Source organism: Pseudomonas grimontii, assembly GCF_007858185.1.
Classification (GTDB): Bacteria; Pseudomonadota; Gammaproteobacteria; order Pseudomonadales; family Pseudomonadaceae; genus Aquipseudomonas; species Aquipseudomonas grimontii.
Genome location: NZ_VFES01000003.1, coordinates 296614 through 316675 on the forward strand (window position 1 = coordinate 296614; position 20062 = coordinate 316675).

19 protein-coding genes and 1 pseudogene are annotated in these 20062 nt (G+C 52.5%); 10 read left to right on the forward strand and 10 right to left on the reverse strand.

The window, feature by feature from the left end:
* Positions 1 to 38: 38 nt before the first annotated feature.
* On the forward strand, positions 39 to 221 hold the full coding sequence (locus tag FIV39_RS07925) for a DUF1289 domain-containing protein (RefSeq protein ID WP_017341650.1): 183 nt from the start codon (positions 39 to 41) through the stop codon (positions 219 to 221).
* Positions 222 to 540: 319 nt separating this feature from the next.
* Here FIV39_RS07925 and FIV39_RS07930 read toward each other — a convergent pair whose 3' ends face one another.
* From FIV39_RS07930 to FIV39_RS33300, 5 genes are all read right to left on the reverse strand, one after another.
* Positions 541 to 1008, reverse strand: coding sequence for a DUF411 domain-containing protein (locus tag FIV39_RS07930; protein WP_032856633.1), 468 nt, complete (start codon positions 1006 to 1008; stop codon positions 541 to 543).
* Between the two features lie 162 nt (positions 1009 to 1170).
* Positions 1171 to 2172: a copper resistance protein B gene (locus FIV39_RS07935; RefSeq protein ID WP_032856634.1), complete on the reverse strand. Its 1002-nt coding sequence runs from the start codon at positions 2170 to 2172 to the stop codon at positions 1171 to 1173.
* Complete coding sequence (locus FIV39_RS07940) at positions 2144 to 2389, reverse strand: hypothetical protein (protein WP_099170805.1); 246 nt, start codon at positions 2387 to 2389, stop codon at positions 2144 to 2146. Before FIV39_RS07940 ends, FIV39_RS07935 begins: the two co-directional genes overlap by 29 nt.
* Positions 2390 to 2401: 12 nt before the next feature.
* Positions 2402 to 4330: a copper resistance system multicopper oxidase gene (locus tag FIV39_RS07945; RefSeq protein WP_032856635.1), complete on the reverse strand. Its 1929-nt coding sequence runs from the start codon at positions 4328 to 4330 to the stop codon at positions 2402 to 2404.
* A 178-nt stretch (positions 4331 to 4508) separates the two neighbouring features.
* On the reverse strand, positions 4509 to 4715 hold the full coding sequence (locus FIV39_RS33300; protein ID WP_032856636.1) for a co-regulatory protein PtrA N-terminal domain-containing protein: 207 nt from the start codon (positions 4713 to 4715) through the stop codon (positions 4509 to 4511).
* A gap of 392 nt (positions 4716 to 5107) precedes the next feature.
* On the opposite strand from FIV39_RS33300, the gene flgB reads away from it, so the two are divergent.
* Positions 5108 to 5521 carry a flagellar basal body rod protein FlgB gene (gene flgB / locus FIV39_RS07955; RefSeq protein ID WP_080761982.1) on the forward strand — a complete coding sequence of 138 codons (414 nt, stop codon included), beginning with the start codon at positions 5108 to 5110 and terminating at the stop codon, positions 5519 to 5521.
* Positions 5522 to 5551: 30 nt separating this feature from the next.
* On the opposite strand, the gene FIV39_RS07960 is transcribed toward flgB, so the two are convergent.
* The 5 genes and pseudogenes from FIV39_RS07960 to FIV39_RS07985 all read right to left on the reverse strand — a co-directional run bounded on the left by FIV39_RS07960 (position 5552) and on the right by FIV39_RS07985 (position 9619).
* Positions 5552 to 5752, reverse strand: a complete 201-nt coding sequence (locus FIV39_RS07960) for a heavy-metal-associated domain-containing protein (protein ID WP_074321237.1) — start codon at positions 5750 to 5752, stop codon at positions 5552 to 5554.
* 111 nt (positions 5753 to 5863) lie between these two features.
* Positions 5864 to 8222, reverse strand: a pseudogene (locus FIV39_RS07965) (heavy metal translocating P-type ATPase).
* A 2-nt stretch (positions 8223 to 8224) separates the two neighbouring features.
* A complete protein-coding gene (locus FIV39_RS07975; protein ID WP_050587200.1) occupies positions 8225 to 8470 on the reverse strand; it encodes a DUF2933 domain-containing protein in 246 nt (81 codons plus the stop codon).
* A gap of 95 nt (positions 8471 to 8565) precedes the next feature.
* Positions 8566 to 9102 (reverse strand): cupredoxin domain-containing protein, encoded by a 537-nt coding sequence (locus FIV39_RS07980; RefSeq protein ID WP_019334911.1) that lies wholly within the window; start codon positions 9100 to 9102, stop codon positions 8566 to 8568.
* 163 nt (positions 9103 to 9265) lie between these two features.
* Positions 9266 to 9619 (reverse strand): co-regulatory protein PtrA N-terminal domain-containing protein, encoded by a 354-nt coding sequence (locus tag FIV39_RS07985; RefSeq protein WP_019334912.1) that lies wholly within the window; start codon positions 9617 to 9619, stop codon positions 9266 to 9268.
* A 206-nt stretch (positions 9620 to 9825) separates the two neighbouring features.
* Here FIV39_RS07985 and FIV39_RS07990 point away from each other — a divergent pair, with 206 nt between their 5' ends.
* The 8 genes from FIV39_RS07990 to FIV39_RS08025 all read left to right on the forward strand — a co-directional run bounded on the left by FIV39_RS07990 (position 9826) and on the right by FIV39_RS08025 (position 19964).
* Positions 9826 to 10521, forward strand: coding sequence for a heavy metal response regulator transcription factor (locus FIV39_RS07990; RefSeq protein ID WP_090401330.1), 696 nt, complete (start codon positions 9826 to 9828; stop codon positions 10519 to 10521).
* Complete coding sequence (copS, locus tag FIV39_RS07995; protein WP_032856638.1) at positions 10518 to 11906, forward strand: copper resistance membrane spanning protein CopS; 1389 nt, start codon at positions 10518 to 10520, stop codon at positions 11904 to 11906. The genes FIV39_RS07990 and copS overlap by 4 nt, the downstream gene beginning before the upstream one ends.
* Before the next feature lie 339 nt (positions 11907 to 12245).
* Entirely contained in the window at positions 12246 to 12629 is a 384-nt protein-coding gene (gene copC / locus FIV39_RS08000; protein ID WP_017341635.1) for a copper homeostasis periplasmic binding protein CopC, read from the forward strand.
* Positions 12630 to 12632: 3 nt separating this feature from the next.
* Positions 12633 to 13571, forward strand: coding sequence for a copper homeostasis membrane protein CopD (copD, locus tag FIV39_RS08005; protein WP_019334915.1), 939 nt, complete (start codon positions 12633 to 12635; stop codon positions 13569 to 13571).
* 74 nt (positions 13572 to 13645) lie between these two features.
* Entirely contained in the window at positions 13646 to 13987 is a 342-nt protein-coding gene (locus tag FIV39_RS33305) for a hypothetical protein (RefSeq protein WP_080761980.1), read from the forward strand.
* Positions 13988 to 14086: 99 nt separating this feature from the next.
* Complete coding sequence (locus FIV39_RS08015; RefSeq protein WP_032856639.1) at positions 14087 to 15343, forward strand: TolC family protein; 1257 nt, start codon at positions 14087 to 14089, stop codon at positions 15341 to 15343.
* Positions 15340 to 16824: an efflux RND transporter periplasmic adaptor subunit gene (locus FIV39_RS08020; RefSeq protein WP_032856640.1), complete on the forward strand. Its 1485-nt coding sequence runs from the start codon at positions 15340 to 15342 to the stop codon at positions 16822 to 16824. The genes FIV39_RS08015 and FIV39_RS08020 overlap by 4 nt, the downstream gene beginning before the upstream one ends.
* Positions 16821 to 19964, forward strand: a complete 3144-nt coding sequence (locus FIV39_RS08025) for an efflux RND transporter permease subunit (protein ID WP_032856641.1) — start codon at positions 16821 to 16823, stop codon at positions 19962 to 19964. The genes FIV39_RS08020 and FIV39_RS08025 overlap by 4 nt, the downstream gene beginning before the upstream one ends.
* The last annotated feature ends 98 nt before the right edge of the window (positions 19965 to 20062 follow it).

Below are 20062 nucleotides of genomic sequence, written 5' to 3' on the forward strand. Positions count from 1 at the left end.
AAACCGCAGCACGCATAAGTTCGACGAGGAATTGAACAATGGCAAAGGACATCGAAAATCCCTGTATTTCTGTTTGCCAGCTGAACAGCGAACTGTGCGTTAGCTGCGGTCGCACCAAGGAAGACATCAGAAAATGGAAACGAATGAAGCGTCCAGAAAAAATGGCCGCTGTACAACGCGCGACCCTGCGTCTGAAGAGCCTTCAAAAAAAGAACTCTTAAGCCACCGTCATTTACGTTTTCTACTGTTTCAGCCGAGACAGATGTCCTGATTCGGGAAGGTACGCTGAGGGTGCAACGCCATCTCCGAACTTAACACTATCGCGATCAACTGCGCAGTGCTTGTCAGCATGCGGAGGATGGGGTCATCTCAAATTCTTATTGAGGACTGCGGTTCGGGGTTATCTGATTAGGCACAAGCATGCCTTTACGACGGCTGTTGATCGTCTTTAGCCATGGCTTGAGAATGAAATCGAAGGAGCATGTCCCGCTGCATGGTCATGAACGCTGACCATGCTGTGACGGGAGGGATGGGGTGGGATTAGTTTTGAGGGTACTCAGCAATGACCTGATCTGTGCCAGCTTTGGTCAGGCCGATTATCTGGTAGGCCTCATGCACTCCGTCGACTTCCATTCCTGGAGAACCAGGTGGCATGCCAGGAGCAGCGATCCCGAGAAGGTCGTCGCGTTTACTCATCGCAATTATTTGCTCAGCTGGCACGTGGCCTTCAACAAACTTCCCGTTGATCATCGCGGTGTGACAAGACGAGAGTCGTGGAGCGACACCCAGATCTAGTTTGAGAGCACTCATGTTGGTTTCTTCATGATCGATGACGGTGAAGCCATTGGCCTCAAGATGCTGAATCCATTTTTTGCAACATCCGCAGTTTGCATCACGATGCACATCGATGGTGAGGGCCTGCGCCGCTTGAGCCGTTGAGCCAATGAACAGCGCGGCGAATGTTGCGATACGCAGAAATCGACTTGAAAGTCGGAAGCTACCTGTCATGAATATTTCCTTTTCCCTCGGAGACGGCGAGATGTTCCATGAAGCAATAGAACCCCACTCAAGCGTTTATGCCGCTGCAAAGGTTACATTGAAGGATCTACTTTAGAGTCGGGGAGCCAACTCCCCGATCATTTGAATCCGTAGGGCTAGTGCTCAAATCGCTCAGAACCACATCCGAATACCAGCTACAAATCGGGCCTCGTTTGTTTTTTCCCCTTCATCGCTGGCCAGGTCAGCCGTTTTACCGTATGAGCGATTCCAGCTAACACCAATGTAGGGTGCGAATTGACGAGTAATTTCGTAGCGCAACCGCAGGCCTAGTTCGGTGTTGGCCAATCCAGATCCTATGCCGCGCTGAGGATCATTTTTCCCGTACAAGTTTACTTCGGCGGTCGGCTGCAAGATCAGGCGATTGGTCAACAGGATGTCGTAATCGCCTTCAAATCGAGCAGCGGTTTGACCGTTCTCACCAATATAAGCAGTCGCTTCAGCTTCAAAGTTATAGAGGGCCATGCCCTGAATACCGAGCGCTCCCCAGGTTTGAGGTGACCCGGGTTTGAAATCTTGTCGAATACCGGTGACGACATCCCACCATGGACCGATGGCGTGTCCCCACAGAGCCTGAAGTTCAGCGTTTTCGGTTACGCCATTTGTACGTTCACCTTCCGAACGCAACCAGAGGCGGTCGACGTCACCGCCGATCCACCCTTTTGCATCCCAAGCCAGCGCACTGCCGTTGTCAGCGTCTTGGTACTCAAATTTATCCAGGAGGATGAACGAGTTAATTTTTTTATCGTGCACACCATGGCCTGGTACGTCTGGAAAAGCGGCGGCCCGGTCAGCGTCGGTAAGTACGGGGATCGGGGTTCGGCTTGTGGTAGTCGCCCCTCCATCCATGCTTTGCATACCGTCCATTTGCCCGTTATCCATGCTCATCTTGCTGTGATCCATCGCGGCATCTTTCGCTTTGGCTGGTTTGGATTTTTGTGCAGTTGAAGGCTTTGCGTCCGCACTTGATGGCATCGCCATCGACGGATCCATCTCTTCAGCGGCTTGAGCCATAAAAAAGAATGCTGGACCGGTGGAGACTGCAAGTGCCATCAGCGTTGGGCGTAAAAACTTACTGGTCATGATCTCAATCTGCCTTTTTGGTTTTTTGGTCATGATCCATCGACTCATGGCTCATCTTGCTATGGTCCATTGACCCGTGATCTAGCTTCGAATCGTTTGCCGCTGCTGGCTTGTCCGTTGCTGTAGCAGGAACAGTGGTTGAATGATCGCTGCCATTTTCCTCTGCCAGCACCGTGGACGAGAGTCCACTCAGCAGGACAGCGGCAAAGAGGCAACCCACGAGGGAATTACGATTTAGGTATGTGCTCACAGATCGTCTCCTTTACTCATCAACCCGTACTTCACGGAACATGCCCATTTCCATATGGAAAAGCAGATGGCAGTGATATGCCCAGCGGCCTAAGGCATCAGCGGTGACTCGATAGCTGCGTTTGGTACCTGGTGGCATATCAATCGTGTGCTTGCGCACCATGAACTTGCCGTTCTCATCCTCGAGGTCACTCCACATGCCGTGAAGGTGGATGGGGTGGGTCATCATGGTGTCGTTCACCAAGGTGATGCGCAGACGCTCGCCATACTTCAGGCGCAGCGGTTCGGCGTCAGAGAATTTGATGCCGTTGAACGACCACGAAAACTTCTCCATGTGACCGGTCAGGTGAAGCTCGATGGTACGATTTGGCTCGCGGCCGTCAGGATCTTGGAAAGTGCTTTTCAAGTCGGAGTAAGTGAGCACTCGACGACCATTGTTCCGCAAGCCTATGCCAGGATCGTTCAGCTTTGGCGTTGGACTCATGGCTTGCATGTCAACCAAGGGATTGTTGGTTTCAGAGGCTGGGTGAGTCTGCATTTCTCCACCCATACCGCCCATGCCAGCCATCCCTGACATATCGCCACTGCCCATTCCTGCCATCTTGCTGTGGTCCATGCCAGCCATGTTGGACATGTCGCCTTTGTCCATGCCAGCCATCTTGCTGTGGTCCATGCCAGCCATGTTAGTCATGTCACCGCTGTCCATGCCGGTCATCCCGGTCATGTCACCTTGGTTCATCCCTGCCATCTTGCTGTGATCCATGCCGGCCATGTCGCCGCCGCCCATTCCACCCGAGCTGCCATGGTCCATACCAGCCATACCGCCCATCCCCATGTCATCCATAGTTACTATAGGACGTGGGTCAATCGCAGGTATCGGTGCCTTTAGGCCGTCACGCACTGCAAGTGTTCCGCTGGCGTAACCTGTGCGATCCATAGACTGAGCGAAGATGGTGTAAGCCTCATCAGTAGCAGTCTCCACAATAACGTCATATGTTTCAGCTACCGCAATACGAAACTCGTCGACGCTCACCGGCTTGACATGTTGACCGTCTGCGGCAACCACGGTCATCTTCAACCCAGGAATGCGGACGTCGAAATAGCTCATGGCGGAGCCGTTGATAAAGCGCAGACGGAGTTTCTCACCCGGTTTGAAAATACCAGTCCAGTTACCGTTGGGTGCCTGGCCATTCATGAGATAGGTATAGGTATCCGCGCTGACATCGCCGAGGTCAGTAGGACTCATGTTCATCTCAGCCCACATCTTTCGATCTGCTACCGTCGAAGACCAACCTTTGCTGCTGACATCGTCTATGAAGTCTCCGACGGTGCGCTTGTGATGGTTGTAATAGCCCGATTGTTTCTTGAGCTTCGCCATAACGCGACTGGGATCTTCGTCGGTCCAGTCAGTCAACATCACCACGTAGTCGCGATCGTATTGAAACGGTTCAGGTTCTTTCGAATCGATGACGATTGGACCGTAAACGCCTGCCTGCTCCTGCAAACCCGAGTGGCTGTGATACCAGTAGGTTCCGTTCTGATGAAGCTTGAATTTGTATTCGTACATGCCATCGGGTGCGATGCCATGGAAGCTCAAGCCAGGCACACCGTCCATGTTGGCGGGTAGGATGATCCCGTGCCAATGGATTGATGTGTCTTGGTCTAGACGGTTTTTTACACGCAGAGTGACGGTCTCCCCCTCACGCCAACGCAGCAAAGGTCCGGGCAATGATCCGTTGATGGTCATAGCTGTGCGAGGCGAGCCTGTGATGTTTACAGGGCTTTCACCAATAAACAGATCAAATTCGTTACCGGAGAGTACGCTCGGCATACCAGGACTTGTCACCGCCCATACAGGAGTGCGCCAAAGGCCAAGGCCGCCGAGAATGCCACCAGCGGCCAAGCCTTTCACGAATGTCCGCCTAGAGGTTTTGGAGTGCATGCCGTTATGTCCAATCAGTCAAAAGGGAAGCCGCGCGAAACAACAAATGAATTGTCTGGATGAGACTCACTCACCGTTACAAAAGACGAACTCAAACGGTAAGCGAGCTCAGAAGTTGCCACATTTAAACCACCACAGTGATTACATTTCTGTCAGCTTGTGAGCGTAGCTCAAATATTTAGCAATTTTTGTGGTCCATCGCCCTGGCTTTGCTTTCCGCGACAGGAGGCTGGGCATTTTTCGTTTGGGCTACTTGGTACGATTCCATCGAGTTACTCCTGGCCGCTTCCATACGTTCGAAAGTGCGGTCACCTCCGCCTTCAGCCATAGCAAAAGAAGATACGGTCAGAGCAGCGATGACGAACAAGGTTTTGATAGGGTTCAATAGGGTTCATTTGGGTTTCCTCTGATAGATGGTAGCCCCTGAATCCACAACAAAGTTGATGCTCAGGGAAGAGCTTAAGGCTCAATAAGACTATAAGACTGATTCCCTGTCAGGCAGCTTAGGCCAATATTACAGTTGTGTCAGGTTCCGATATTTCTCTTGAGGTGCGATGTACTTAATCCGTATGGTCTATCCACTGTCGGAGTTCGCTGAAACCAATCTCCTAAAATTTAGCCGTTCGGTGTTCTGTGCTTTCGGTCACTTTCACAGGGCTTGACGTTTTTTGAATTTGCACCGGAGTTATAAGTCGACTTAGACGCACCACATTCAACACATAAGTGTTTGATATAGGTGAAAATTGGAAATAGTAGCGTAACGGAAGGTGGCCGCTTGTGAGCATTAATTTTGAAAAAGCGCTTGGCTCCGCCGAAAGAGCGTTAGTTTATCGCAGCCAAAGAGCCGAGGTACTTAGCAATAATATCGCTAACGCCGATACTCCTAACTTTAAGGCTAGAGATTTGGAGTTTTCTGCTGTGCTCGCCAGCCAGACAACACGAGGCTTGAATTCTCCATTCTCTTTGAAAACAACAAACATAAAACATATTGCCATTAACGAATCAGCAAGTGATGGTCAACGTGATGCTTTGTTTTACAGCACGCCTTACCAACCTTCAATTGATCAAAATACTGTGGATGCACAGCTTGAAGTTGCAAAGTTTACTGAGAACGAAATTCATTTTGAAAGCGCTTTTAATAGATTGAACGGAGCATTTAAGGGGCTGCTTAAAGCTCTGCGAGGTGATTAGTAAAATTTACCCAACAATGAAATCAGCGCCTTAAGCGCTGATTTGCGATGGGAAACCGAGTGATTCGACAGCTTTACGAACTTGCTCTGGGTTTTCGCTACTTTCAACGCTTACCTTACCTGCCGCGCGATCCACGGAAACTTTAGCCTCGCTGTCCAACGATTGAATCGCTTTAGTGATTTTGCTGACGCAGCTACCGCAACCAATGCCTGATACGTTTAAGACGAACATGGTTATTCCTCTTGTGCTGAGCGGTCTCTTTTCACCGCGATGACAGCATCAACGTTGACACCGCGGTAAGGTCAAGAGTTATGTTTTGTGGGGTGCGAGCAACGGTTTCGCTCAAGCTATATGGGTATTCCTCAGTCTCAAAGCATTGAAAACTACAGACGCAGAACTGACGCTCATGGCTAACGCAGCGATCATTGGCGACAGAAGGTGCCCCGTCAGCGGATAGAGTAGGCCTGCGGCCAAGGGAATACCCATTGAGTTGTAAAGGAAGGCGAAACCCAAGTTTTGCCGCATGTTTTTTACTGTCGCAACCGAAAGTGCCCGTGCCCGTAGAATCCCCATCAGGTCGCCTTTTACCAGCGTGAGCTGAGCGCTATTCATCGCGACATCAGTCCCTGTACCCATGGCAATGCCCACATCTGCACGCGCCAAGGCCGGTGCGTCGTTGATACCGTCGCCGGCCATGGCAACCTTTCGACCGTATCGCTGGAGGTCCGCCACCAGGCGCTCTTTGTCCTGAGGTTTAACTTCTCCATGAACCTCTTCAATACCCATCTCCTTGGCGACAGCACGTGCGGTGGTGAGCCCGTCTCCGGTGGCCATGATGATTTTTACGTTATCAGCTTTAAGCTTGGTGACTGCTTCTTTGGAGGTCGGTTTTATCGGATCTGAGACCGCCAGTAATCCTGCCAGAACCCCGTCAACTGCTAGATAGATGATGCTGATGCCTTCAAGGCGCAACAACTCTGCACGGTACTGTAAGACCTTAGTGCTTACACCGGCAGCGTCCATCAGTGCTGTGTTGCCCAGCTGTACCTTCTTGCCATCAACAAGGCCACTGACTCCAATCCCAGACCCGGACTCAAACGATTCAGGCTTGGTGAGCGCGATATTTTCAGTTCGGGCGTGATCGACGATGGCGTGCGCCAAAGGATGTTCGCTGCCTTGATCAAGGCTAGCGGCCAGTTGAAGAACATCGTGTGGGTTGAAATCTGGTGTGGCCTCCACACTGTGAAATACCGGCCGTCCCTCTGTCAGGGTCCCCGTTTTATCGACAATCAGCGTGTCGATCTTGCAAAGGTTTTCAATAGCACTGGCGTCCCTGAACAGCACACCCATACTGGCCGCTTTACCCGTCGAAACCATGATCGACATGGGCGTTGCGAGACCAAGTGCACAGGGGCAAGCGATGATAAGTACGGCGACAGCGTTGATCAGGCCGAAGACCCAGCTGGGTTCCGGGCCGAATAGTCCCCAGCCTAAGAATGTCAGCAACGCAATCGCGATAACCCCCCATCACAAAGTAGCCGGCGATCGAGTCGGCCATTCTTTGCATTGGCGCTTTGGAGCGTTGGGCTAGAGCAACCATTTGCACTATCTGCGATAGCATGGTGTCGGCGCCGACCTTTTGCGCCTCCATCACCAAGCTCCCGTGAGTATTAAGCGTGGCGCCGATCAAACTATCCCCTGGTCTTTTCATTACCGGCACAGGTTCACCAGTGAGCATGGACTCATCCACCGCACTTTCTCCCTCGAGCACAGAGCCATCAACTGGCACCTTTTCACCAGGTCTGACCCGCAAATGGTCGCCCAAGTGAACATGGGTAAGAGGAATGTCTTCCTCCTGACCATCGGCGTTGATCTTGCGTGCAGTTTTGGGAGATAGGCCTAGAAGGGACTTAATGGCGGCGGAGGTTTGTGACCGTGCTTTTAGCTCAAGAATCTGCCCAAGCAAGGTGAGCGAGATGATGACTGCAGCGGCTTCGAAGTAAACGCCGATGCGTCCATCTTGCATGAAGGTGGTGGGAAAACTTTGGGGAAAGAGGGTTGCTGCGACGCTGTAAAGATAAGCTGCGGAAGTACCCAAACCTATCAGAGTCCACATATTTGGACTGCGATTTCTAACAGATGCTATGCCCCTTACAAAAAAGGGCCACCCTGCCCATAAGGTGACCGGTGTCGCAAGAGCAAACTCGATCCAGTTTTGAACCGAGCCATGGAAGAGTTGTAATGAATGGCCCGCCATGGCTAGAACGGTCACTATCACGGTTAAAGGCAGAGACCACCAAAAGCGGCGCGCGAAATCACGGAGCTCGGTTTTGTCATCGTCATCTAGCGCCGGAATGACAGGTTCTAATGTCATGCCACATTTTGGGCAATTGCCGGGCCCTGGCTGTTTTATTTCCGGGTGCATCGGGCAGGTAAATTCAGTGGCTACTTGGAGCGCGGGCTCTGTAGCCGCGATGCTGGGTTCAGTGCTGGGATGAATACCGCTGTAGTGCTCTGGAGCTGCCCGAAATTTCTCTTGGCATTTCTGGCTGCAAAACTGATAAATCTGTCCCTGATAAGACTCGCCAAATTTACTTGGAGGCGTAATCGTCATGCCGCACACCGGGTCACGTAGATCAGCGTCAGGGGGCGAGGCTGCGTGGGTAGGACCGTGATCGTGGTGGCTCGGTTTATTGGGCATAGCTATTTCTCTTCCTTGTTGGCTTGCGCCTGATTGCCATGGTCATGTGCGCCATGTCCATGCCCAAAAAAATGCATCAATGGACAGATCAACAGAATGAGATAGGGCAAGTATGGATAGACGTGGCTGAAATGCTCCCGCACCACGTAGAAGGCGCCGATCACAATGAACATAATCAGCACAACGCCTGTTTTGCGCGTCCAAAATGGGGTGGTGATGCTTCCAGCCGGATGCTGATGGTTATTCATGATCTAGACCCCAGCGTGTGAGCGAATTGCTCTGATGTCTGCCTCAGAGCGTAGCCAACTCTTGAGGAGACGCGGGTTTAGCGGTCAGTTCAGGCTCACTTCAGGTCAAATTGACCGACCATCCCAGACTGGTAATGACCTGGCACGTTGCAGGCAAATTGAAGTCCAGTTGTATTGTTGAAGGTCCAGATCAATTCCTTTGTTGCTCCTGGCTCGATCAGCATGCTGTTCGGGTCGTTGTGTTCCATTCCAACCATCTTCATCCCTCCCATGCTGTGACCCATGCTGCCCGTCATTTTCCCTGACCCGGTGGGTGTAAGCGTTCCATTCTGGAACATGCTCGCCATTTCTTTTTGGTGCGCCGCATGAGCGGCGGCTTGGCCGATATTGAATTCGTGCAGCAGTGCGCCCTTATTACGAAGGACAAAACGAATAGTCTCACCAGGCTTCACATCGATGTTTTTAGGCATGAAGAAAATATCACCCATCTCCACATCTACCGTACGGGTCACCGCAGAAGCGACGCCAGGCTGGCCGATGTCCTCTTTGCCATGACCTACGTCTGCCATGGCCGTCGCACCGAAGAATAAGGTGATCGCCGCAATAACTGGGGTAACGAGCTTAGCTTTCATGATGACCTCAAGAGCAAATGGAAAACACTAGCTATGCTAAACGGATAGAGCTGCCAGCTAACTGACGTGAACACTACATTTCTGTCAGTTTCCAAGAGTAGTACGGCGCGCATATGACGCCGTACCAACCGAGCGGATCAAACAGCCCATCGGAGGTACCCGGTTACTGATGGTTCTCAGAAAGCATCAGTTTGTGTTCGCGCTGCATTTGGTTCAAAACGTCATCAACCATAGCGTCGTGCTTTTCCATCCAGGAAAGATGTTCCTGAGGCGACATTGATGCTTTTGGGTGATCCTGATGGAGTTGGTTCATGATTTCGCCCAGCAGTTTCATATGCTCGGCCATGTGTACATGGCGCTCTCCCTCTGGGGCTTTTTCAGCTTGCACCAAGGTCGCTTCTGCTTTGTCGCGTAGGCTTTCCATACGCTCCGCAATCCGATCTGCGCCACCTTCAGCCAAAGCAGACGCTGAGATGAGTATCGAACCCACAAAGAAAAGGATTTTTAGATGATTCATGAGGAAGCTCCTTTTTGATCTGTTTTCCGGCTCCCCCAAGGTTTCATGCGGAGGCGTCGGTCGAGTACTAGGGAGTACCCATGCTCGAACCCTAGACAGCACTCGCTGACATCTACCTGAAGCCAATATTACTTTTCTGTCAGTTGCTGGTTGGCAGAAGCATTTCCTTGCAGACTCATCATCACAATCATTCGAGAGCCACCCCCATGAGACTTCTGGTTGCGGAAGACGAACCCAAAATAGGCATTTATTTGCAGCAAGGTCTTGCTGAGGCAGGGTTCAATGTTGATCGCTTTACCAATGGTAAGGAGGCGCTTCAACACGCGTTGAGCGAGGCTTATGACCTGCTGATTCTCGATGTGATGATGCCTGGGCTGGACGGATGGGAAGTACTTCAGAAGGTGCGGGCATCCGGAAAAAATGTCCCCGTGCTTTTTCTCACGGCGCGAGACCGCGTCGAGGATCGCGTCAAAGGACTTGAGCTGGGGGCAGACGATTACCTCATAAAACCCTTCGCTTTTTCTGAATTGCTTGCCCGCGTCAGAACGCTGCTGCGAAGAGGGAGTACAGCCCCCTCCCAAACTCATATGAAATTGGCTGATCTTGAGGTTGACCTGCTCAAGCGCAGGGTTGTCCGTGGAGGCAAACGTATATATCTCACGACCAAAGAGTTTGCGTTACTCGAATTGCTGCTCCGTCGTCGAGGTGAGGTGCTGCCTAAGTCGCTTATCGCTTCCCAGGTGTGGGACATGAACTTCGACAGCGATACGAACGTCATCGAGGTCGCCGTAAGGCGGCTCAGAGCAAAGATTGATGATGATTTTGAGGTCAAGCTTATCCACACCTCCCGAGGCATGGGCTACATGCTAGATGCGCCGGATTCTGGGACGGGGCTGGAATGAAGCGAATGTCTCTGACTACCCGCATGAGCCTGATGTTCATGCTAGCTGTAACGGCGGTGCTCACCGTCGCTGGACTCAGTTTTAACAGCCTTAGCCGGCATCATTTCAAAATGCTAGATCAGCAGGCGCTAAACGAGAAGCTACACTCGACCCAAAGAATTTTGACGGGATTGAGTAGCATTGACCAGTTCAGTGATGTTAAGCCTGAGTTGGAGGCGCTGCTGGGTGCTCACCGAGATTTGATAGCCCTGATCTTCGATGGTCACGGCAAGACCCTTTTTGCTGATCCAGGTCCAATCGATATTCCTGAAGACTTTCGCACGACCTCAAACAACAACGTTTGGGAGTGGCGTGATGATGAGCAAACGTTCCGGGGAATAACGGCGCAGGCGATTGTGACTGGACAAGAAAAACCGCTGACCGTTATGTTGATCTTTGACGTTACGCAACATATGGCGTTCTTTGAGACGCTTGAACGCTGGTTTTTGATAGGGTTGTTTATAAGCGCGCTGGTCAGTGCGGCGCTGGGCTGGATGGTCGCGAGCAGTGGACTAAGACCTATTCGCCAGGTTACTCAAGTCGCTGCGTCAATGTCTGCTAAATCGCTCAAAGAACGGATTCCTTTAGCGGCCGTGCCTAAAGAGCTTCAGCAGATGGTGCTTTCTTTCAATGCAATGTTATCTAGACTTGACGATGCATTTGTTCGCTTATCAAACTTCTCTGCGGACATTGCTCACGAACTACGAACACCAGTCAGCAATTTGATGACACACACCGAAGTGGTGCTTTCTCGAAAAAGGAATATTGAAGATTACGAAGACAACTTGTATTCGAATCTTGATGACCTGAAGCGTATGGGGCGGATGATCGATGACATGCTTTTTCTAGCGAAATCAGATAATGGTCTGATTACTCATGAAAACAAACCGATAGACTTGGTAGCGCTAGTAGAAAAATTACTCGAGTACTACCGCTTGTTGGCTGATGAGCAAGGCATCGACCTTAAGGTGACAGGGAGGGGCAGCGTCCGAGGTGACGTTCTTATGCTCGACAGGGCTATCTCTAATCTGCTCTCGAATGCCCTCCGGTACACCCCCGCAGGGAAATGTATCAGCGTCGATATAAGGCAGGAAGGGACGTCAATCTCTGTCTCCGTGGAAAACCCTGGAGAACCTATCGCTCCTGAGCACCTTGAAAAACTGTTTGATCGATTTTATCGAGTGGACCCCGCTCGTAGAGAAGGAAACCCAAGTAATGCGGGGCTAGGCTTATCAATCACTCGATCCATTATCGAGTCGCATGGCGGCAAGATATGGTGCACGTCGTCAGATGGAAAAACAGCCTTTCATATACAGCTCCCATGTGCGAGTGCAGAAAATGCCTAATCAACGACACCATATACACCCGAGCAGCTATGTGGTCTTGCGAACGGTTTTCACGGTGTGAACGTCGCAAAACGGAAGCCCGTTTTAACCATTTTTTCAAGAAATTCAGCGTCCCAAAGCAGGTCCAAGCTGACTGAAATGTAATCGAATAGTTTGCGTTCGTGTGGCATCGTGTACTTGCGCTGTGACGTTGGAATTCTTGTGATTATTCCTGTCCAGCCCGCCCTAGAACACGGAATTTGCTAGGTAGCTCGCCAGTGTTTTTAATAAGCGTAAAAGTAATAACTAGATACTCATCAAAAACCTAGAATCAACAGCTTTTGCTGTGAGGAGTCTTGCATGTCATTCCTTAAAACCACCACCGTAGCTGTAGCACTGACAGCGGGTTTGCTTTTGAGTGCAGTTGCTCAAGCACATCCAAAGCTGCTTTCTTCTACTCCAGCAGAAGGGTCGGATGTTGCTGCTCCTGCGAAAATTGAACTGCAATTTTCTGAGAATCTAACGACTCAGTTTTCCGGTGCTAAGCTGATCATGACCGATATGCCTGGCATGCCTAACTCCCCAATGGGCGTTAAAGCAGCCGTTGCAGGCGGTGGAGATCCTAAGACGATGGTTATTACGCCTGCATCGCCATTGACCACAGGTACTTATAAAGTTGAGTGGCGTGCCGTCTCGTCTGACACTCATCCAATCACCGGCAATTTTTCTTTCAAAGTGAAATGATTCATGAGCGACTCAATAAATATAGCTGTTCGCTTTGCTCTATATTTTGATCTGATGCTGTTATTTGGACTGGCAATATTTGGTCTTTATAGCCTGAGGGGAAAAGAGAGAGTATCGGGAGCGGTTTTAAATTTTGAGTCGCTTCTTTACAGTACATCTGTTTTAGGTGTAGCTCTGTCTCTAGCAGCCATGTTGTTGCTTGCGAAAGCTATGAGTGGTGTGTCGGGCTTCATGGAGCTACATCACCATATTTTTCAAATGGTTCTCATGGGGACTGACGTCGGTTTGACCTGGATGGTCCGGATAGTGGCGTTGCTGACGGCTGTTCTCGGCGTTGCTCTGAGCAAGCGCTTTCCGACACTCAGTCTTTGGATTGTCACTGTATGTGGCGCCATTGCGCTAGCGACGCTGGCATGGACAGGGCATGGTGCGATGGACGAAGGGAGCCGTCGTTACTGGCATTTTACTAGCGACATCTTCCATCTCTTGGCCGCAGGCGGTTGGTTGGGTGCGTTGGCAGCATTTGCACTGCTGCTGCGTTTAAAATCGCTGAAAGGTGATCAGGAAGTACGAGTTCTTGCTCGGGTACTGACAGGGTTTGAATCGGCCGGCGCGGTGATTGTAGTGATCATCAGTATAACGGGCGTGGTGAATTATCTATTTATCGTAGGACCGAGCCTCGATGAGGTGATGCTCAGCACTTATGGCCAGTTGCTATTTTTGAAAATCCTGCTATTTGCAGGGATGATCGTATTAGCCACGCTTAACCGTTTTCATCTAAGCCCCTTATTGGAGCGATCAGTTCGCAATGGCGAATACGCTGTCGCGGTGAATGCCTTGCGCCGTAGCATGAAACTTGAGTTTTCAATGGCGGTCATCATTATCTGTCTTGTCGCATGGTTAGGTACTTTAAGCCCTGTCATGGAAATGAGCGCAGCATAGACGTTGGTAACAGCCAATACAGGAGTCTTAAGGGTGAATTGTAAGGGCCATTTGCACCGTCTACACTTTAGCCCATGAAACGCTATGTGCGGTGTTGCCTGATTTTCCTAATTAGCTTGGCGCTTCCCCTTAGCGGGATGGCGGGTGTTCAGGCATCGACTGAACCATGCCCGATGAAAACCATGGGTATAGCGATGATGGATGGTATGGGTCAAGACTGCTGCCACGACATGAAAAGTACCGCTGAGCATGGCAAACCTTGTAAGTCGGGCCAGGAATGCAAAACGGGCGGCATGCTGCAAGTCTCGATCATCAAGCCTCCTATTACCTTGTCCAGTCCAATCGTTCTGCCCTTCTCCAGCCATTTCCCACTCGTACAAACCCCTTCTGGGTTATGGCGACCTCCCCGTACTTGATTCCTGTACCACACTGAGCCTCATTCCGCGTTAGCGGGATGGCATATCTGCGCGCATGTCTTATGAAGCGCGCGGTGGATCATCACAGGAATCGTGAACATGAACTCCAACTGCTTTTGCACAGGTTGGTCCCTCGTGGCCGGCCTGGCGGCAAGCGTACTGGCATTGCCGAGCCTTGCTGGTGCATTGACACTCGATGAAGCGCTGCGGCTGGCCGAAAACAATGCACCGTCGTTGACCGCACAAGACGCCAAAATTCAAGCAGCCACCAGTGCGGCCATTCCCGCCGGCGAACTACCCGATCCCAAGCTACTGCTGGGCTTGCAGAACTACCCCATTGGTGGTGCCGACAGATGGAGCATCGACCAGGACTTCATGACCATGCAAGTGGTCGGGATCAGACAGGAGATGCCCAACAGCGATAAGCGCAAAGCACGTATCGAGGTCGCGGATGCGGCTGTTGATCGAGCGTCCGCTGAGCGTCGAGTGGCGCGTCTGAACGTCCGACAGTCCACGGCATTGGCCTGGATCAGTAGCTACTCGGTTGAGCGTAAAGATGCGATGTTCCAGGACTTCTACAAAGAAAACCGTCTTCTGACCGATACCGTCAGATCTCAGATTGCGGGTGGCCGCGCCCAACCCGCCGATGCGGTGACACCTAAACAGGAAGCTGCCCAACTGGCGGAGCAGCAGGATGATTTAGTTCGCCAACGTGCACAGGCCCGGGCGGCCCTCAAGCGCTGGATTGGCCCAGCTGCCAATGACAAACCGGCGGGCAGCTTGCCTGATTGGCCCATTGAAACCTCTGGATACTCCCATAAGCTGCAACATCACCCTGAATTGGCGGCGTATGTGCCGATGACCCGTGAAGCACAAGCCAAGATCCGTGAAGCTGAGGCGGAAAAGCAATCTGACTGGAGCTGGGAATTCGACTATCAGCATCGAGGCAAACAATTCGGTGACATGGTTAGCGTCCAGTTTTCATGGGATCTCCCGCTGTTTCCTGACTCTCGGCAAAACCCCAAAATTGCGGCAAAGCACGCCGAACTCAACCAACTTGAAGCTGAGCGGGAAGCTCTGTCGCGCGAGCATACCCAGCAACTGGAGGATGAGTTGGCCGACTACGAGCGACTCAATCGTGCAGTCACCCGTAATCAGGAAAGCTTGTTGCCGCTGGCTAAAGAAAAGGTTGAACTCACCATGGCTAGCTACCGTTCCGGCAAAGGTGATTTGAACTCGGTTGTGGCCGCCCGACGCGAACTCATCGAAGCCCGTCTCAAGCAGATTGACGTTGAAGAGCAACGTGCTCTCACCAGCGCTCGCTTGTATTTCTCTTACGGGGAGCCCGCTCAATGAATTTCAAAGTATGGAAAGGGACTTTAGTTGTCGGCATCTCGATTGCCTTGGGTGTTGCCGGAGGTTACTGGTTAGCCCAACCGCGAATGAGCGAAGTAGCTGGTGTCGAGCCGGATCAGGAAGCCAAAGCCTCTCCCGATCGAAAGGTTCTGTATTGGTATGACCCCATGTACCCACAACAGAAATTCGATAAACCGGGTAAGTCACCCTTCATGGACATGCAGATGATCCCCCAATACGCAGATACCAAGGGGGACAGCGGCGGCATTCGAATTGATCCAAGCCTGACTCAGAACCTTGGTGTGCGACTGGCTAGTGTCAGTCGAGGGGTATTTGCCTCGACACTGAACGTGGTAGGTGTTCTGGCCTTCAACGAACGGGACGTTGCAGTCATTCAGGCCCGTACGGCGGGTTTTGTCGAGCGCGTGTACGCCCATGCACCTGGTGATGTGCTGAAAGTGAATGCAGCCTTGGCAGATATCTTGGTGCCGGATTGGGCAGCTGCTCAAGAGGAATTTCTCGCCCTCAAGCGTAGTGGCGATGCTGACTTGCTGACAGCGGCCCGCCAGCGATTGAGGCTCACCGGAATGCCAACTAAGTTAATTGCTCAAGTTGAGCGCAGTGGCAAAGTTCAACCGAACCTGACTCTGACCAGCCCTATTGGTGGTGTGCTTCAAGAGCTGAGTGTGCGTGAAGGTATGACGGTGGCCGCAGGCGAGACGCTCGCGCGTGTTAATGGTTTGAGCAGTGTCTGGCTGGCCGTGGCGGTACCAGAGTCGGAGGCTGGGTCAATCGTCGTAGGGCAAGCAGCCGAAGCGCGTTTGTCCGCGCTCCCTGGAGTTGTGCTCAAGGGCGTCGTCAGTGCGATTCTTCCGGAAACCAGTTCGGACAGTCGCACACTTCGCGTTCGAGTTGAGTTACCCAATCCGGATGGCCGACTCAGGCCAGGTTTGACCGCGCAGGTAAGTCTCAATCGTTCGACGGAGCAAAGTGTTTTGTGGGTGCCGAGCGAGGCCGTCATTCGTACCGGTCGACGTACGTTGGTCATGCTCTCTGAAGACGCTGGTCGATATCGCCCGGTGGAGGTGCAGTTAGGCCAAGATAACGATGGCAAAACGCTGATATTGAAAGGCTTGGAAGAGGGGCAAAAAGTGGTGACTTCTGGCCAGTTCCTTCTCGACTCGGAGGCCAGTCTCAAGGGCGTTGTCGCAAGCTCACTGGACGTTTCGCCATCTACTGTAACCGCAGGCGCTTTGCATGAGGCCGATGGTCAGATCGTTGAGATCAACGACAAAGAAGTCACGCTCGCCCACGGTCCCTTCAGAACATTGGGTATGTCAGGCATGACGATGACTTTCCCTCTCGCCGCTCCAGCTCTGATGAAGGGTCTTAAAACGGGCGACAAGGTTCGGATCGCTGTCAGCCAGACGGAAGATGGTCTGCGAGTTGAGCGTCTGGAACGCTTTGGGAGCCAGCCATGATCGCGGCCCTTATTCGCTGGTCGGTGGCTAACCGCTTTCTTGTGTTGCTGGCGACGCTGTTTGTCACGGCATGGGGGATCTGGGCGGTTCAAAGTACGCCCATTGACGCATTGCCAGACCTGTCGGATGTTCAGGTAATTATCCGTACACCATATCCAGGCCAAGCCCCACAGATCGTAGAAAACCAGGTCACCTATCCATTGGCAACCACTATGCTCTCTGTGCCTGGTGCCAAGACTGTGCGCGGTTATTCCTTCTTTGGCGACAGTTTCGTTTACGTACTATTCGAAGACGGAACTGACTTGTACTGGGCCCGCTCGCGCGTATTGGAATATCTGAGCCAGATACAAAGCCGGCTTCCGGCCAGTGCCAAGCCCGCATTAGGACCTGATGCCACTGGGGTTGGCTGGATTTTCCAGTACGCCCTGGTAGACCGAAGCGGCGGGCATGACTTGGCGCAGTTACGTGCCTTGCAGGACTGGTTCCTCAAATTCGAGCTTAAGACCCTACCGAACGTTGCGGAAGTGGCCACGGTGGGTGGCATGGTAAAGCAGTACCAGGTGCAGCTTGATCCGGTGAAGTTGGCCAGCTTGGGGATCACGCAGTCTGAAGTGACCGAGGCGATCGGCAAGGCCAATCAGGAAACTGGTGGGGCGGTGCTGGAGATGGCGGAGACCGAGTTTATTGTGCGGGCTTCCGGGTACTTGAAGACCCTCAATGACTTTCGTGCTATCCCACTCAAACTGGGCACGGGTGGTGTGCCGGTCACTCTGGGCGATGTTGCCACGATTCAGATGGGGCCTGAGATGCGTCGAGGCATCACCGAACTCGATGGCGAAGGTGAGACCGTCGGCGGCGTGGTAATTCTGCGCAGCGGTAAGAATGCTCGAGAAACCATTGCGGCGGTCAAGACCAAACTCGACGAGCTGAAAAGCAGTCTGCCGGCGGGGGTAGAAATCGTCACCACCTACGACCGCAGCAAGTTGATTGATCGTGCCGTGGAAAACCTCAGCCACAAGCTGATCGAAGAGTTCATCGTCGTCGCGTTGGTCTGCGGAATCTTTCTCTGGCACCTGCGTTCATCTCTGGTGGCAATCATCTCCCTGCCGGTTGGGGTGCTGATCGCCTTCATCGTAATGCGCTATCAGGGTATCAACGCCAACATCATGTCCCTTGGCGGGATTGCCATCGCCATCGGCGCCATGGTCGACGCTGCCGTGGTGATGATTGAAAACGCCCACAAGAAGGTCGAGGCTTGGCACGTGGCTAATCCTGGGGAGGAACTGAAAGGTGAACGTCATTGGCACGTGATGACTGAAGCGGCTGCCGAGGTAGGACCCGCATTGTTCTTCTGTCTGCTGATCATCACCCTGTCGTTCATTCCGGTGTTCACGCTGGAGGCTCAGGAAGGACGTCTATTCGGTCCATTGGCGTTCACCAAAACCTACGCTATGGCCGCAGCGGCTGGACTGTCGGTAACTCTAGTTCCGGTGTTGATGGGGTATTGGATTCGCGGACGAATTCCTAATGAGCAACAGAATCCGCTAAATCGCTGGTTGATCCGGATCTACGAGCCCGCTCTGGACGCCGTATTACGTCGACCTAAAGTAACGCTGCTGGTTGCATTGCTAGTCTTTGTCAGCGCGTTGTGGCCGATCTCTCGTCTGGGTGGTGAGTTTCTTCCCCCGTTGGACGAAGGGGACCTGCTCTATATGCCGTCAGCTCTGCCTGGATTATCGGCGCAGAAGGCCGCGCAACTGCTTCAGCAGACTGACCGTCTAATAAAGACAGTTCCAGAGGTCGAACACGTTTTCGGAAAAGCCGGCCGCGCTGAAACCGCGACTGACCCGGCACCGTTGGAAATGTTCGAGACCACCATTCAATTCAAACCACGCGAGCAGTGGCGCCCAGGCATGACCCAGGAAAAGCTCGTTGAGGAGCTAGAACAAGTGGTGCGTGTCCCAGGATTAACCAACATCTGGATACCGCCTATTCGTAACCGTATCGACATGCTGGCCACCGGCATAAAAAGCCCGATTGGCGTGAAGGTTGCCGGTACCAACCTGACGGAGATCGATGCCGTCACCCAAGCCATCGAGCGTGTTGCCAAGGACGTCTCAGGTGTCAGTTCAGCGTTAGCCGAACGACTGACCGGTGGCCGCTATATTGATGTAGATATCGATCGCAAAGCTGCGGCACGCTATGGGTTAAATATTGCCGATGTGCAATCAATCGTGGCCGGCGCAATCGGCGGTGAAAACGTCGGGGAGACGATTGAAGGGTTGGCTCGTTTCCCAATTAACGTACGTTACCCTCGTGAGTGGCGGGATTCGCTCGGCGCTTTGGAGCAGTTGCCGATCTACACCCCGCTAGGCAGCCAGATCACCCTTGGCACCGTGGCGAAGATCAAGGTCAACGACGGGCCGCCAATGCTCAAGAGTGAGAACGCACGGCCTTCAGGCTGGGTGTACATCGATGTGCGTGGCCGGGACATTGCCTCCGTAGTCGCCGATCTACGCCGGGTCGTCAGTGAGCAGGTCAAGTTGCAGCCCGGCATGAGCCTGAGCTACTCAGGTCAGTTCGAGTTTCTCGAAAGGGCCAACGCACGACTCAAACTGGTGGTGCCTGCCACGCTGTTGATCATCTTCGTGTTGCTCTACCTGACATTTGCACGCCTTGATGAGGCTTTGCTGATTATGGCCACGCTGCCATTCGCTCTCACGGGCGGGGCATGGTTTCTCTATCTGTTGGGATTCAACCTGTCGGTTGCCACCGGGGTCGGCTTTATCGCCTTGGCCGGTGTTTCTGCCGAATTTGGCGTGATCATGCTGCTCTACCTGAAAAATGCATGGACCGAGCGTCAAGACCTCGGTGACAACACAGAACGCGGGTTGATGGCCGCGATTTGTGAAGGCGCTGTCCAGCGCGTTCGACCTAAGGCTATGACCGTGGCAGTGGTTATCGCTGGTTTGTTACCTATACTTTTGGGAGGCGGTTCCGGTAGCGAGGTTATGAGCCGCATTGCCGCCCCGATGATTGGCGGTATGGTTACGGCACCCTTGCTATCGCTGTTTGTGATCCCGGCGGCCTATCACCTCATGCGTCGTCGACACTTGTCCGTTGAGCCTGGCAAGCACTGACGCGTAAAAACGCATACGAAAGGGGCTGCGCTTGCAGCCTCGTTTGAGCTGCACAGCTCGTTTTCATCAGTCTTACATGCGCTGTGGTCAGTGCCATT